The 15,316-nt window shown below is 45.4% G+C and carries 14 protein-coding genes; all 14 read left to right on the forward strand.

Annotated elements, in window-relative coordinates:
• The first annotated feature begins 2 nt into the window (after positions 1-2).
• Positions 3-3,443: a DEAD/DEAH box helicase family protein gene (locus ACTZWV_RS05985; protein ID WP_444785662.1), complete on the forward strand. Its 3,441-nt coding sequence runs from the start codon at positions 3-5 to the stop codon at positions 3,441-3,443.
• Between the two features lie 57 nt (positions 3,444-3,500).
• Positions 3,501-5,081, forward strand: coding sequence for a type I restriction-modification system subunit M (locus tag ACTZWV_RS05990; protein WP_444785663.1), 1,581 nt, complete (start codon positions 3,501-3,503; stop codon positions 5,079-5,081).
• The gene (locus ACTZWV_RS05995; protein ID WP_444785664.1) at positions 5,078-6,253 is read left to right on the forward strand and encodes a restriction endonuclease subunit S; all 1,176 of its coding nucleotides are present in this window, start codon (positions 5,078-5,080) and stop codon (positions 6,251-6,253) included. The genes ACTZWV_RS05990 and ACTZWV_RS05995 overlap by 4 nt, the downstream gene beginning before the upstream one ends.
• Before the next feature lie 21 nt (positions 6,254-6,274).
• Entirely contained in the window at positions 6,275-7,114 is an 840-nt protein-coding gene (locus tag ACTZWV_RS06000; protein ID WP_444785665.1) for a hypothetical protein, read from the forward strand.
• Between the two features lie 16 nt (positions 7,115-7,130).
• Complete coding sequence (locus ACTZWV_RS06005) at positions 7,131-8,099, forward strand: 5'-nucleotidase (RefSeq protein ID WP_444785666.1); 969 nt, start codon at positions 7,131-7,133, stop codon at positions 8,097-8,099.
• 45 nt (positions 8,100-8,144) lie between these two features.
• Entirely contained in the window at positions 8,145-9,575 is a 1,431-nt protein-coding gene (locus ACTZWV_RS06010) for an AAA family ATPase (protein WP_444785667.1), read from the forward strand.
• Entirely contained in the window at positions 9,575-10,471 is an 897-nt protein-coding gene (locus tag ACTZWV_RS06015; RefSeq protein ID WP_444785668.1) for a hypothetical protein, read from the forward strand. The genes ACTZWV_RS06010 and ACTZWV_RS06015 overlap by 1 nt, the downstream gene beginning before the upstream one ends.
• Positions 10,472-10,575: 104 nt before the next feature.
• Entirely contained in the window at positions 10,576-11,502 is a 927-nt protein-coding gene (locus ACTZWV_RS06020) for a hypothetical protein (RefSeq protein ID WP_444785669.1), read from the forward strand.
• A 104-nt stretch (positions 11,503-11,606) separates the two neighbouring features.
• On the forward strand, positions 11,607-11,801 hold the full coding sequence (locus ACTZWV_RS06025; protein WP_444785670.1) for a hypothetical protein: 195 nt from the start codon (positions 11,607-11,609) through the stop codon (positions 11,799-11,801).
• Between the two features lie 17 nt (positions 11,802-11,818).
• Complete coding sequence (locus tag ACTZWV_RS06030; RefSeq protein WP_444785671.1) at positions 11,819-12,133, forward strand: hypothetical protein; 315 nt, start codon at positions 11,819-11,821, stop codon at positions 12,131-12,133.
• A 17-nt stretch (positions 12,134-12,150) separates the two neighbouring features.
• Complete coding sequence (locus tag ACTZWV_RS06035; protein WP_444785672.1) at positions 12,151-12,840, forward strand: hypothetical protein; 690 nt, start codon at positions 12,151-12,153, stop codon at positions 12,838-12,840.
• Positions 12,841-12,975: 135 nt separating this feature from the next.
• Positions 12,976-14,097, forward strand: coding sequence for a ComEC/Rec2 family competence protein (locus ACTZWV_RS06040; RefSeq protein ID WP_444785673.1), 1,122 nt, complete (start codon positions 12,976-12,978; stop codon positions 14,095-14,097).
• 2 nt (positions 14,098-14,099) lie between these two features.
• The gene (locus tag ACTZWV_RS06045) at positions 14,100-14,747 is read left to right on the forward strand and encodes a hypothetical protein (RefSeq protein ID WP_444785674.1); all 648 of its coding nucleotides are present in this window, start codon (positions 14,100-14,102) and stop codon (positions 14,745-14,747) included.
• Between the two features lie 21 nt (positions 14,748-14,768).
• On the forward strand, positions 14,769-15,314 hold the full coding sequence (locus ACTZWV_RS06050) for a DUF7004 family protein (protein WP_444785675.1): 546 nt from the start codon (positions 14,769-14,771) through the stop codon (positions 15,312-15,314).
• Positions 15,315-15,316: the final 2 nt, after the last annotated feature.

The following is a 15,316-nucleotide window of genomic DNA, read 5'->3' on the forward strand; positions in this document are numbered from 1 at the left end:
GGGTGAAGTTATCATTGAATTTTGAGCATTTAAGGGCCTGCTGGCCAAAGTTGGCCGAATTAGGCGCTTTTGCCGAGCTTTATGCGGTAACAGACCCACACAGTACTCTGGTTAAACTGCGCTGCTTTGTGGAGTTAGTGGTCGGTTATGTCTACCTGGACTTAAAGCTGCCTATTGCCCCTAATGCTACTATTAACGACAAGCTCATCAGCAGTGCTTTTACTGCAGAAGTGGACCAAATTATTCTCGATAAGCTGCATGCGGTGCGCCGTGGCGGTAATAAAGCCGCGCACGAGGGGTACACCAACCAGCACGATGCCCTGTGGCTACTAAAAGAAACCTATTATATCGGCTGCTGGTTTTACCTGGCGTTTGCCGGCGGTAAAGCTGCTGATCTCCCCACTTTCACCGCCCCTGAAAATCAGCCATTAGCCGATGAAAGCAAAAGCGAGTTTAAACGAAAAAACAAACAGCTGCAGGAAAAGCTGGCTGAGCAAAATGCCCGTTTGGAACAAGCGCTGGCTGAACTTGAAGCCACCAAACAAGCTGAGCAGCTGGCATTACAGCAAGCTAATGCGCTGAAAAATCAGATAGACAGTGCTAAAGCTAACCAGTTAAGAATGCGCACGCTTGAGGCTAAATCCAGTTTCGACTTTAATGAAGCAGAAACGCGGCAGCAGCTTATTGATGCTGAGCTGCGCAGCCGTGGCTGGGATGTTAGTTTTGATGACAGCAGTACCAATGCAGTTGGCAAAGAAGTTCAGCTAACCGGCCAGCCAACCGATAGCGGTATTGGTTATTGTGACTATGTGTTGTGGGACGATAACGGCAAACCGCTGGCAGTAATAGAAGCCAAGCGAACACGGCGCAATGTTAAAGAGGGCCGTGAACAGGCTAAACTCTATGCCGATGCACTGGAGAAGCAGTTTGGTCAAAGGCCGGTTATCTTTTACACCAATGGTTACGACATTTACCTGTGGGATGATGCTCAGGGCTATGCGCCACGCCAGCTATACGGTTACTACAGTAAAGACAGCCTGCAATACCTTATTTTGCAGCGCAGTATTAAGGGCGATTTAAACAAAACGCCTATCGACATTGCGGTTGCCGGCCGGGACTACCAGATAGAAACTATCAGCCGGGTGTGTGAACGCTTTACCGACAAGCACCGCAAAGCGTTGGTAGTGCAGGCTACCGGCACCGGTAAAACCCGCGTATCTATTGCGCTGGTAAAACGGCTGCTGGATGCCGGTTGGGCCAAGCGGGTGCTGTTTTTATGTGACCGCAAAGAGCTGCGTAAACAAGCCGGTAATGCCTTTAACGAATTTACCAAAGAGCCACTGCATATCGTCGGTAAAAGCCAAAAAAGTAATGCGGACAACGCCCGTATTTTTATTGCCACTTATCCGGGTATGCTGTCGATATATCAACAGTATGACGTCGGCTATTTTGACCTGATCATTGCCGATGAATCGCACCGCTCTATTTACAATGTGTACGGCGATTTATTTAAGTACTTCGATGCGTTAGAGGTTGGCCTTACTGCCACCCCGGTGGAAATGGTGTCGAAATCGACCTGCCGGCTGTTTGGTTGTGACTTTAAACAACCGACAGCCAACTACCCGTTAGAACAAGCTATTGACGACGATAACCTGGTGCCGTTTAAAGTAGTGTCGCATACCACCAAGTTTTTACGCGACGGCATTAAAGGCCATGCCCTAACCGATGCGCAAATTGCTGAGTTAGAAGAGCAGGGAATAGATCCGAATGAGCTCGACTTTGATGCGCCGGCGGTGGATAAGGCCATTTTTAACAAGGACACCAACCGCGCTGTTTTGCAGAATTTGATGGAAAAAGGCCTGCGCGATGCCGATGGCCAGTTGCCGGGTAAAACCATTATATTTGCCCGCAGCATTGTCCATGCCGAGCTGTTGGCAGAGCTGTTTAGCGAAATGTATCCGCAGCTGGGCGCTAATTTTTGCCGGGTTATTCACTCTAAGTACGAACGTGCTGAAGAGATGATTGAAAACTTTAAAGGCAGTGCTAAAAAGCAGGATGAAATTACCATAGCGGTATCGGTAGATATGCTCGATACCGGTATCGATGTGCCAGAAGTGGTAAATCTGGTATTTGCCAAACCCATTAAATCGAAGGTGAAATTTTGGCAAATGATAGGTCGCGGCACCCGGCTATGTGAAAACCTGTATGGCCAGGGCAGCAACAAAACGCACTTTTTAATCTTCGACCACTGGGAAAACTTTGCTTACTTTGAACTGGAAAAACCGGAAGATGATCCGGTGCAGGCAAAGTCCTTGTGTCAAAAACTGTTTGAAACCCGGCTTAATCTGGCAGAGCTTGCGCTGCAACAAGCCGAAATGCCAACTTTCGATGCTGTTATTGCGCTGATTAAAGCCGATATTGATGCTTTAGATAACCGCACTATAGCCGTGCGTGACAAATGGCAGCTAAAAGATCAGCTTAGTGACAGCAAAGTACTGGCGCAGTTTGCCCCGGTTACCCGCAGCCAATTGCGCGACGTAATGGCACCGCTGATGCAATGGCGCAATATTAATGGTGAATCTGAAGCGCTGCGCTTTGATTTGCAAATGGCCAATTTGCAGTACCTGGCATTAAAACAGCCTGGCTTGCTGGATATCGACAAGCTGCCGGTGCTGGACAAAATAAGCCGCTTATCTATGCATTTAAACGTGGTACGCGCCAAAGCCAAAACTATTAACGCCATCCAAAAAGACAGCTACTGGCAGGCGGTAACACCGCTGCAGCTGGAGCACAGCCGTCAGGAGTTGCGTGGCATTATTCACCTGCGCGAAAAGCTGGTAGTGCCTCCCACTGAACCGGCAAAAGTGATAGACGTTGCCGACAGCGAACACCTGGTAGAAGAGCGGCTAACCAAGCTGGTAACGGTAGATTATAAAATTTACCGCCAGGCGGTAGAGGCCAGTTTACAGCCGTTATTTGAAACCAACCCGGTACTGCTTAAAATTCGCAGTGGCGAAGCGGTAACCGAGCTGGAGCTGCAACAATTAAATGCGCTGGTGCATACGCAAAACCCCAGCATAGATTTAACCACGCTAACCGAGTTTTACCCAGAATCAAGCGTAGGGCTGGATATAATATTGCGTACCATAGTAGGTATGGACGCCAAAGCGATAGAGCGTACCTTTACCCAGTTTGTGCAGCAGGTGCATACCGGCTTAAATGCCCGTCAGCAGCGCTTTATCGCGCTGTTAAAGCAGCATTTAATTAAGTACGGCAGCATTGAGATAGACCAGCTGTACCAGGCCCCCTTTAATACGCTGGATGCCAACGGCCTGGATGGCTTATTTAACCGCCAGGAAGCCGATGTTATTGCCCAGTTTGTTAAGCGGTTTAATGCGCAGCTGGGCGTAAATAAAGCCAGTATCGCCAAAAGTACTGAATGATAACGGGCACGGCCAATTGCTGTGCCCACCTTTGATGTTTTTAAGTTGTGAGACACTATGATTACCGGACCGCTAAAATCCAAAATTGACAAACTCTGGCTGGAATTTCACACCGGCGGTATTACCAATCCGCTGACGGTAATTGAGCAAATTACCTTTTTAATGTACGCCCGCCTGTTGGATATGAATGAGTCTAACGACGAAGTACGCGCCAGCCGCGGAGGTAAAGAGTTTAAACGCCGTTTTAATGATGAGCAGCAACAGCTGCGCTGGAGCAAATTCCGCCATTTACCCGCCGAGCAAATGTACAAAGTAGTACGTGATAAGGTGTTCCCGCATTTTGCCGATTTAGCCGGTGAAGGCACCTTGTTTGCAGAGTTTATGAAAGACGCTCAGTTGATGATCCAAAAGCAATCACTGTTAGTTAAAGCGGTTGAAATGGTAGAAGACTTACCACTGCAAAACGCTGATACCAAGGGTGATTTATACGAATACCTGTTATCCAAGCTCACCACCGCCGGTATTAACGGCCAGTTCCGCACGCCGCGGCATTTAATTCGTACCATGGTCGAGCTACTGGATATTGAAGCCACCGATCGCATTTGCGATCCGGCTTGTGGCACCGCCGGCTTTTTATCGGTGGCCTACGAGTATCTGATGCAAAAATACAGCTCAGAAGCCGGTACTCACAGCGAGCCAATGTTCGACGCCGATGGCAAACCGGTGCTGAATAAAAAAGGCCAGCAGCTGCAAAACGTAATTTACAGCGGTGATTTATTAACGCCGGAGCAGCGCAAGCATGTTGATACCGATATGTTCCACGGCTTTGACTTCGACGCTACCATGCTGCGGGTAGCGGCGATGAATTTAGTGATGCACGGCATAGCCGAGCCGGATGTACACTACCAGGACACGTTAAGCCAACGCTTCACCGAGCGTTTCCCTAAAGCATCGCGTGATGGTTTCGACGTTATCCTGGCCAACCCGCCGTTTAAAGGCACACTGGATGAAGAAGACTGCGACCCAGCCTTACTGCGGGTAGTTAAAACCAAGAAAACTGAGCTGTTGTTTGTCGGTCTTATCCAACGGATGCTGAAAATAGGCGGCCGCAGCGCCACAGTAGTACCCGACGGCGTGCTGTTTGGCTCCAGTAATGCCCACCAGCAGTTGCGTAAGTTTTTAATTGAAGACAACCAGTTAGAAGCGGTTATCTCCTTACCCAGCGGTGTGTTTAAACCCTACGCCGGCGTATCTACTGCCATTATTATCTTTACCAAAGGCGGCAACACCGACCGCGTCTGGTTTTACGATGTTAAAAACGATGGTTTTACACTGGATGATAAACGCAACGAGATTGAACAAAACGACTTACCGGATCTTATTGCCCAATATAAAGCCTATCAGCAAGCAGTCATAAACAACCAGCCACTGGATGCCTGGCAAGATAAAACCCAGCCCGCCTTTGTGGTAGACGCGGCCGATATTATTGCCAATAAGTACGACTTATCCATTAACCGCTACAAGGAAGTGGTGTACGCAGAACAGCAGTATGACGCCCCAAAAGTGATCCTGAATAAGCTGGTGGCGTTGGAAAACGATATTTTGGCTGATTTAAAAGCACTGGAGGCCATACTGTGAGTTGGCCGATGGTGAAATTGGGAGATATTTTTGACATAGCTAGGGGCGGTTCTCCCAGACCTATTGATGACTTTATTACTGATTCTGACGATGGTCTGAATTGGATTTCAATTAAGGATGCTTCAAATAGCAATAAGTACATAAATTCTACCAAGTTGAAAATAAAGCCTGAAGGTTTATCTAAAACCCGCATGGTTCATCCTGGTGATTTTCTACTAACAAACTCAATGAGCTTTGGGCGCCCTTACATCATGAATACATCAGGTTGTATTCACGATGGATGGTTAGTTCTGTCTGGTAACCCTGATGCGGTAGATTCAGATTATTTCTACTACTTGCTCGGCAGTGAAACTTTAAAACAACGTTTTACTGAATTAGCTGCGGGGGCAGTCGTAAAGAATCTAAATACGGAATTGGTGAAAAGTGTCGAAGTTCCACTCCCACCACTAGCCGAGCAAAAACGCATTGCCGCGATACTGGACAAAGCCGACGCTATCCGCCGCAAACGCCGGCAAGCCATCCAACTCGCTGACGATTTCCTCCGGGCCGTGTTTCTGGAGATGTTTGGTGAGTTGGTTACTACTAAAGGCTATGAGAAGTCGGATAAATTTAAAATTAGGGATTTGGTTGATTACATAGACTACCGGGGGAAAACACCTGAAAAGTCTGATAAAGGAATACCTTTAATTACCGCCAAAAATGTTAAGAAAGGCTTTGTTGAACATGAGCCACGTGAGTTTATTCCTGAAGAAAATTACAAGTCTTGGATGACGCGAGGGCTGCCACTTGAAAATGATGTACTTTTTACCACTGAAGCGCCGTTGGGTAATGTGGCGTTACTGGGAAAGTACGACAAAGTTGTTGTTGGGCAGAGGCTTATTGCTCTTCGTTCAAAAGGCAAAGTGACACATGAGTTTCTGATGTTCCTGCTTCTCCACCCGTTTATTCAAGGTTTGATCTTAAATAAGTCGAGTGGTAGCACGGTAAAAGGGATACGCACCAAAGAACTATATGAAATTGAACTTCCTGTTCCACAAAAATGGCTGCAAGAAAAATTCTCCGAAATTTACTGGAACGCAAATTCATTGATTCAAAAAGAGCATAAATCTGAGGTTTCGAATGATGTACTTTTTAACTCACTCAGCCAAAAAGCTTTTTCAGGTACTCTATAAATAAGAACAAGGATATAGTTAGTGGCAGCCAAAGTAAGCTTAAACAACAGTGCATTTTTCTCCCTATTATTAGAGGGATTAGAAGCTTATGCAATTAAGCATCATGGAAAAAAAAGTGTTGCCATAGAAACGCACGCTCAACTTTGGGGGAAAGTGAATAAAAGGCTCCCATTTTCATGTGAGGTGAAGCACATTTCCGTTGATAGCTCCGCTAAGAAGAGCCGGGGTTCAGTTACCCCTGATCTTTTGTCTTTAGAGCTAAAGAGAGACGTTGCCAATATGTTTGGCGATGAATACCGGCATTTAGGCACCTTTCATACCCATCCGTGGATAATCAGCGAAGAGCTATATGAGGATGAAAGAGTTGAAAGTCCAAACTCCATTAGGCGGCACAAGCTTTATGAGTTTTCAAATAGCGATCATTTTTGTGAGTGCGGTCGCCCTACAATCGAGGTTGGCAAAAACAAATTTTCTGTAGCATTGGTAATGACCATACTTGCCGCATCTAAAGCCGACGACAGGAAGGACGGTGCAATAAATGATGATTTATTTGAATTTTCTCTTGGCAACGTAAAAGTGTGGTTGAAGGCGCAAATATATCAGCACAAAGAGCTAGATAAGTTATCCGGCTTGGAGTGGATAGCTCTCAATAAATATCAGCTGCTTGCTCACAAAAAATTCAAAAATAATGATTTCAAAATTGTCCCGGTGCCAATCGAGACAAAACTAGAAACTCCATTTTTAGAAAATATGGATTATTTTTTGGAAAAATTTGGTCGCTTGAGAATTGACAGTTCTGATAACGTTGATAGCTATTATATAGCTGCTGATAATGGTGAAAAACGTTGGTTGTTTATGTGATTTTATAGGGATATTTATGGCTTTCGATTTAAGTAGCACTTTGGTGGTTGGAATATCTGCAACAGCTTTGTTTGACATGAGCGAGTCTGACAAGATGTTTCGTGAGGCGAAGGCGGAAGATCCTGACAAAGCAATAGAGCTGTTTCGCGATTATATGCGCAAGCATGAGGATATTCCGTTGCAACCTGGAACGGGATATCCACTGGTTAAAGCTTTGCTTGGATTAAACCAGTTCATGCATAAAGATGACAAATCACCACTGGTTGAGGTGGTAGTAATGTCGCGTAATAGCCCGGATACAGGGTTGCGGGTACTAAACAGCATTCGTCACGATAAGTTAAACATTACACGCTCGGCATTTACTGCGGGTGAATCGGCTGCAGATTATGCGGACGCATTTGATGTCGATTTGTTTTTAACCACAGACGTAAAAGATGCCCAGCAAGTGATAGATTCCGGCAATTGTGCGGCGGCGATATTAAAAGACCCACCAAAAGACAATGCAGCTATACCTGAAGGTCAGGTCCGCATTGCCTTTGATGGTGATGCGGTACTGTTTTCTGATAAAAGCGAGCTGGTATATAAAACACAGGGCATGGCCGCTTTTCATGCACAAGAAGATGCAATGCAAGACACGCCGATGGAAGAGGGGCCTTACGCCACGTTGCTTAAGAAGTTGGCAAAACTGCAAGACAGGTTACCAATGCGTGTCGAGTACTCACCGGTTCGAATCGCTATAGTTACCGCTCGTAATAGCCCGTCTGAAATGCGGGTAATTAAAACACTGCGTGCTTGGGGTGTTTATGTTGATGAAGCTTTTTTCTTAGGAGGTCTGGAGAAAGGCAAAGTGCTAAAAGCGTTTAAACCACATATTTTCTTCGATGATCAAGATGTGCATTTAGACGCTGCAGCCAATTTAGTCCCATCAGGTAAAGTGCCTTATCTAAGCAGTTCACAATTGTCTGCAATGCCCGTAAAAGCTTAAGCAGACAGTGTAGCAGAACAATAATTACTCAAACAGGGAAAGTGCATGCAAATTAAATCTATCACCATCCAGAATTTCAAAGGCATCCGGCGTAAAGCGGTTATCCCGCTGGCGCCGGTTACCATGCTGTTTGGTGCCAATAGCTCAGGCAAAAGCAGTATTTTGCATGCGTTGATTTATTTGTTCGAGGTGATTGTAAACCGCAATGCTGACCCCGAGTATTCAACGATTACCGGCGAACACTTGTACCTTGGCGGCTTTAAAGAGTTGGTGTTTGGTAAAGACATTAATAATACCATTACATTGGGGATGGACTTAGATACCTCTGATGATTTGGATGTGTTTGACGAATTTATCAGTGAAGCGGAGCGTAATTTAGTTGAAGATAACACGGGCTGGTATCCAGATAGCCAGACAGATAATCCGTCTTTTGAGCTGGATATCAAATGGAACAACCTCGATAACAAAGCCTATGTCAGCGAGTACCGTTCGTTTGTAAATGGTAAGCCATTTATAACTTTACAAGTTGAGAAGGGCCAAAAGTCCGTTTTTGCTTCTTACATAGATGTGTATCACTGGCCTGTAGCAGACATATTCGAAAATTTGGCAGATTCAATTAAGGAAGGGCTTTGGGGTCCAATTCCTTTTCATGCCGGAGACACCGCATTACCCGATGCTACCGATCGTTTAAAACTGGATTTTGTTCCCTGGGATTGGTCAGCTTTTTTTGATGAGCATCCATTAGCAGCCAAGGTTTTCGCTGAAGCATCTCTGTCTCAGGGGTTACTTGGTCCGCTGCGCCTGCTGCAGAAAAAATTTGCCGGCTTGGTACATATTGGCCCGCTTCGTGTAGTGCCTAAACGCAGCTTCGTAGCAAAAAGATCACCGGAGAAATCGCGTTGGTACGACGGGGAGGCCGGCTGGGATGGGTTTTATCACGGTAGCAAAACCTTGCAACAGCAGGTGAATGAATGGTATCAGCTGCACTTCAACTGTAAATATCAGTTTATTAATGCACCGAAAGGATATGGTGTTGCGCTGACAGATACACAAAACTCTTATGCTTTATTGCCATCTCAAGTTGGCGCTGGCGTCTCTCAGGTATTCCCGTTTGTTGTTGCCGCAATGAAGTCTGATATTGGTATTGTCAGTATTGAGCAGCCAGAGTTGCATTTGCACCCGGCCTGGCAGGTAGAGCTGACTGACTTGATGCTAACCCAAACTAATGAATTCAGTGCAGGCAAACAGTTTTTTGTTGAAACCCATAGTGAGCATATGGTTTTAAGACTGTTAAAGCGAATCCGAGGAGGCCATGAACAGCCATTGCCGTTTGAAGCTGCTCAGGTTCAGATCATTTTCTGCGAGATTCATGAAGGTGAAACACGCATACGCTCAATTGGCGTCACCCCGGATGGTGATTTTAATACGGCTTGGCCAAATGGCTTTTTTGAAGAGCGGGACAAGGAGTTGTTCTGATGCTGTTTGCAGAATTCGCGGTAAATCCAGTTCAAGTAGATTCAATAGATAAATTGGCGATGCTCAAAGGGAGTTTTGATTTCAGCCGTGGCGCGCTGATTTGCACATTTCCAAACAGTTGGGTCAGACAAGTGAATGATCAGCTTACGGATGGCTTAAATGACATGCAACGGAAGAGAGTTACTAGCCTGCTAACAACATTGCGAGACAGAGCGCTGATAAAATCGGGGCGTGAGTATGTCGGTGATAACTGGCATCAGGCAGCACGACTTGTAAGCGAGGAGAAGCCGTTTTTTAGCATTGTGGGCAGTGATAATCATGCGCCGCCGCAGCATCTAAGTTCAATTGAGCTGCTTGAACATGTAGACTTTGAAGCGCTTGGGTCTATCGATGTGCCACGTCAGGCAGCAGATCTAATTCGCCCGTTGGCACCGTTACTTATTGGTGCAGCAAAAATCAGATTGGTTGATCCTTACGCATGTCCAACAAAAGCCAATGTCACTGCTGTATTGAAGGCTTTATTTGATGTGCTTAACGGTAGACGCTGTGCAATTGAAATTTACAGTGAAGAGGCGGCAGACTTCGACCTTGTTAAGGCTCATTTCCGACAATTGCTTCAACATTTGCCAGAAAACATTAACTTAAGCTGGTTTTGGTTAAATGATGGTGACACTGGACAGTTACATCAACGTCTACTGTTCACAGAACGAGGCGGGGTAATATTCGATAGAGGCTTTATTGAACCTAATGCACGTGAACAGCGTCAGGTTTCAACAAATCTAAGAACGATGACCAAGACACAAGTTGATAATGCAACCCGGGATTATAATGACACCCAAACTTTGGTGCCGCGTGTGTTAAGGCTCAGCTCCGTTGATACTGAATTTAGAAGCTAAAAGGGACATGAGATTATTGATGAAATTTGTAGATAGCTTGAGCAATCAGCACTTACCACACTATTCTAATTATTAGTACTAACTATTGGAACTAAGTAAAGAGCATGGACTTAATTTATATAACTGAAGATCTACCCGAACTGCCTTATCCAAACTTTACTATGCCGGGCAAAGACCCCCTTAAAACTGTTGATATTTCAGGGGATTTATTAAAAGGAACAGCGAAGACATACGCTTTGAGGTATGTAATGAGCTCAACGCCTCTGGCACTGTTAGCGGGCGCCGTAACTGTTGCCCCAATATTAATTAAAGCATTTTCATCAAAAGATGGCGCTGAAGAAGAAGTACCGAAGGGAAGTATTGAATTTTTGAACGAATTCATTCACAAACATTCTATTTGTTTGAAAGATGCAGTGGAAAGAGGCTACGAGTTTCCTCCGGGGCATCCAAGGGTTGGTGAGGCATATAGATTGCATCCACTAGCAAAATACTCACACTCAGATAAAAAAGATATCTACATACCAGAGCAGAATTTCGACGATATTCTTTTTGAGGAAAGAGAGTCTGAGTTGCTTTCAATTCTTGTGAACTTGGGCGCAATTGAAGTGGAAATTGTTAAGCACGTCGACAGCTTAACTGAACAGGCTCGCGCAGCTAGCATTGGTGCTGGAGTAGGCTTAGCTGGAGAGTTAAACGTAGATGGCAAGGATGGTTTAAGTCAGCAAAGAAACGGAAAGAACTTAAGAGTTTTTACACTCAGGGGCAAACCATGGGAAGACGGAAATAAACTTGAAAGAGGCGGTTATGCTTGGCTTAATTTTGAGCCGTCATGGAATGCTTTAATAACCGCGAGAGAAGTAGGTTATTGTACTAGTGCAACATTAGAGATTAAAGAAGTATCAAGGCACGACACCAACAGAGAAATGGCAATGAAACTTAAGGCTAAAATCTACTCAGCGAATGGAAGCCTGCAGTTTAGCGCTAAAGATTTTACAGAGACATCATATATCGTAAAGGTTAAGTTCTCATAGCAAAGTTACCATGCGCTTCTCATTACGGTCTTGGTCATCAACGCATTAAAGGCTTGACACTTGAAGCAAAACTGAAACACAGCTGATCCAGGAACCGGGAATTTATGCCAATACAAACCTCAGCTTTTAAGCTTATTTGCCCGTCTTGCGGCTGGAACAAGCTATTTCCGCCGATGGGCGATGTGCGTTTACCCGGCCAGGTGCCGGATAAATGCCCCTCATGCGGCAGTGAGCAACTAAACTGCGTTAAGCCAAACATCACTGAAAAAATGCTGGTTAGCATTAAATCTAAGCTCTGACTTAGTGGGAAAGTGTAATGGCGCTATTTAATACCGACTGGACCAAAGAGCTTGAGCAGGTAAACCAGGTGGCGAAGAAAATTATCGATGATGATATCTCGCCACTGATTGACCAGAAAATAGGTTTAATTAACACCCATGCAGACGAACTGATGCGCAAGTCTGCTTATCAGGCAGAAACGCTGGCCGATAAGCTGCTAAAAGAAATTGCCTTACAGCGAAAACAGCTGGTGGCTGATGTGACCAAAATCGGCCTAATTTTTCTGCTGGCGTTTACGCTATCCGGCACTTTGCTGATTTGGCTGTTTTTCTTGTTTAATAATGCGGTTTAAGAGCTAAAAGCAAACAGATGAATTACTTATTCTGCACAACCAATGCGCTTACCAAGTGGCTTAAAGCAGACTTACCCCGGCTGCCAGCTGAGCCTGGCCAGCAGGTGGGTGTTAATACTATTACCAGCGACAGCAAGCAAATGTGCTGGCAGCTACATATTATTGAAAACAGCTATCGTAGCCGGCATAAAACCATTATTGCTACCGAAGCCAATAGCCGCTTTACCCTGTTTATCCCGATAGATTTGCTAATGAGCGTTGAAGAGTTAACCCAGCGCCTGCAAATGGAATGGCAGTGGGTGTTGGCCGAAACGCTACGTATCGAACAGATAATGCCGCGCAGTGATATTGCGCTACTGCTAAGCAACCTAAGCGAGATTAAATTTGCACCACAGTGGGTTAAAAACACCGACCTTCGTGTAAACGGCCATGTCAGTGACGCCAGGCTCTGGGTAACTCAAACCCTAGCTGACCGACGCCAGACAGAGTTATCGCCCGAGCTGGCGCTGGAGTTAGCGGTTTACCTTAACAGCCAACCCAAACGGATCAATAAAGGTAAAGATAAAATTATTCCGGTGCAGGTTTTACTGGATTATTGCAAGACACTTATTGGTGGGGCTGCACCGTTTGCAGCAGAACCGGACACCAACGCGCCAAACACTGGCAATTCGTCAAATGTCATTTATCTAAAACCTCGCAAGCGCTAATAATCCCATCATAGTAATAATATTTACCATTGTGTAGATATTATTACTTTAAGTGGATCTTAAAAAGAATGTCCATGACTGTATTCCATTGAAATTTATGAATAAAACTATATGGCATAACTCCTGAATTACCTCTTGTGTCAAATATTGCACAGGAGATTCAAAATGGGTTACGAAGTTGATTTTTTAGGTGTGGGTACAGAGTCTAAAAGCGGTGATGCAATTGCCATCCGGTTTGGCAATTTACATGGCAGCCGCCATGAGCAAACTGTCGTGGTGATTGATGGCGGTTATAGCGATACCGGCAGTGAGCTGGTCGAGCATATCCGCAATCATTTTGGCACGGACATCGTCGATCTGGTTATAAGCAGCCACCCGGATCAGGACCATATAAACGGCCTTGAAGTCATTTTAAACGAACTGCAGGTTAACGAGCTGTGGCTGCACCAGCCCTGGTTACATAACCATAAGCTGGCGGATGAGTTTGCCGATGGCCGGTTAACGGATAGCGGTCTGGGTGAGCGTTTAAAGCAAAATTTAGAACGTGCATGGTCCCTGTCCAAATTGGCAAACAGCAAGGGCATTCTCCTGAAAGAGCCGTTCACTGGTCTGACGGATAAATCCGGTGCTGTTAAAGTATTGGGCCCCAGCCAGTCTTATTATGAGTCGCTTATTCCTGATTTTGAAGGTATGCCGGCTCGTGCTGAAAGCCGCTCTGTTAGCAACGAAGGCTGGTTTGATAAAGCGATGCGTGCGGTAAAAACGTTTTTTGCGAATTGGGGTGATGATCATATCTCCGATGATGGCCAGACTTCTGCTAAAAATAACTCCAGCGTTATTACTCAGCTTATAGTCGATGGGCGCCGTCTGGTATTTACCGCAGATGCGGGTATTCAGGCATTAGAACATGCAGCTGACCAAATTGATTGCTGTTTCTCCGGCGCTGAGCTAAAGCTTATTCAAATTCCGCACCATGGTAGCCGGCGTAATGTTGGCCCAACAGTGCTAAACCGTCTTATTGGCAGCCCGGTGGCTGAAGGTGTACAACGCGGTGTGACCGCGATCGCTTCAACCGCCAAAGCCAGTGAGCCAAAGCACCCTCGTAAAGCAGTATTGAATGCGTTTTCTCATCGTGGTGCACGAGTATTAGTAACACGTGGGTCTGGGATTCTCCATCAGCACAATTCTCCTGGTCGTGCCGGTTGGTCCTCTTTGACTGCAGAGCCATACCACTTTTCTTATGAAGAGGAGGTTTAACTATGGCTTGGATATCGTTAAAAACTCAAAACTTGCCGCTATTGGCAACCGTTATTGCGGCACAGCTACTTATTGCACATTACCTATCGCAGTCCGGTTTTGACTGGGCTTTGTTTGAGCGGTTTTCTGCCGATAGTGCTGTTATGGCTGTGGTTATATTGATGGCGGCACTGTTAAGTAATGTGCTACCGGCATCTTTAAAGCATCAACTGGTGTATCTGCGGCGGAAAAATGCGCTGCCGGGCCACCGATTTATGCAGCTTGCTGCACACGATCAGCGAATCGATCTGTTGGCGTTTCAACAAAAGATAATGCCGTTTATGGTGTTAAATGCCACGGAGGATCAGCAAAACCGGGTTTGGTACCAGCATATCTACCAACCACTGCAAAATGCCCCCTTGGTAAAAGATGCCCATAAAGCCTTTTTACTCTGGCGCGACAGTATGGTGGTGTCATTGTTCACTGGGTTGTTGCTGGTAATCAGCATGTTATGCATGCCGTTGGTTGAACAATTCTTCAAGCCCTATAGCGTCACAGTGTCATTTTGCTTCGCTCTGGCTTGCGGAATTGCTGCCAACAATTGCGGAAAAAGAATGGTGACTAATGCTGTTGTCACCTGGCTGATGCAGCCACGTTCTAATCAGAAATAGCGAACTGAAGGAGAGCGAGTTATGGCATTTTTAGTGAATCAAAAATTTGAAGCTAAAGCGGTTCTGATCTCGAATTTGCTGGATGGGACACGGTTGGTATTTTCACAAGGCAGGTTTGATAGTTGGTGCATTTATCATTTGCGTAATGGTTTTGCCCATGCCATCCGCGATGAGGAGGTATTTTCCTTGATGCAAAAATATACCACGACATTACAACGATTTTGGTTATATCGAGATTTTCTAACTGTGTTCAAATTAGTGACAAATGATATTAATTGTGGTTTAGTCAATAACATAACTCGCATGGCGATGCATTATGAAGCTCCCCGAGAGGTGCAATTTATTCTGATGTTTCTTTATGCCGGCATGGTGGCAGAAGAAAATAAAGAAAAAGCCATTTTGAAAAAGTATATCAAGCGGCTTGGTGTGCATCAGGTGTTGATAGAATGCATGCCGTCCAAGATGGCTGCTAATTATTCGCGGCAGAAAAAATGGCGGGAATTGCAACTTGAGTGTGAGGCAAGGGGCTTTTACAGCCAAGAGATTGCATTGAAGTTAAGCGCATAAAA

The organism is Rheinheimera sp. NSM (assembly GCF_052380015.1).
In the GTDB taxonomy this organism is placed as follows: Bacteria; Pseudomonadota; Gammaproteobacteria; order Enterobacterales; family Alteromonadaceae; genus Alishewanella.

What these genes read in the sequence shown, in the direction of transcription:
- ACTZWV_RS06015 (WP_444785668.1), top strand. Translation starts at nt 9,575, where the DNA reads ATGCTGTTTGCAGAATTCGCGGTAAATCCAGTTCAAGTAGATTCAATA.
- ACTZWV_RS06010 (WP_444785667.1), top strand. Translation starts at nt 8,145, where the DNA reads ATGCAAATTAAATCTATCACCATCCAGAATTTCAAAGGCATCCGGCGT.
- ACTZWV_RS06025 (WP_444785670.1), top strand. Translation starts at nt 11,607, where the DNA reads ATGCCAATACAAACCTCAGCTTTTAAGCTTATTTGCCCGTCTTGCGGC.
- ACTZWV_RS06045 (WP_444785674.1), top strand. Translation starts at nt 14,100, where the DNA reads ATGGCTTGGATATCGTTAAAAACTCAAAACTTGCCGCTATTGGCAACC.
- ACTZWV_RS06035 (WP_444785672.1), top strand. Translation starts at nt 12,151, where the DNA reads ATGAATTACTTATTCTGCACAACCAATGCGCTTACCAAGTGGCTTAAA.
- ACTZWV_RS06030 (WP_444785671.1), top strand. Translation starts at nt 11,819, where the DNA reads ATGGCGCTATTTAATACCGACTGGACCAAAGAGCTTGAGCAGGTAAAC.
- ACTZWV_RS06005 (WP_444785666.1), top strand. Translation starts at nt 7,131, where the DNA reads ATGGCTTTCGATTTAAGTAGCACTTTGGTGGTTGGAATATCTGCAACA.
- ACTZWV_RS06020 (WP_444785669.1), top strand. Translation starts at nt 10,576, where the DNA reads ATGGACTTAATTTATATAACTGAAGATCTACCCGAACTGCCTTATCCA.
- ACTZWV_RS05990 (WP_444785663.1), top strand. Translation starts at nt 3,501, where the DNA reads ATGATTACCGGACCGCTAAAATCCAAAATTGACAAACTCTGGCTGGAA.
- ACTZWV_RS06050 (WP_444785675.1), top strand. Translation starts at nt 14,769, where the DNA reads ATGGCATTTTTAGTGAATCAAAAATTTGAAGCTAAAGCGGTTCTGATC.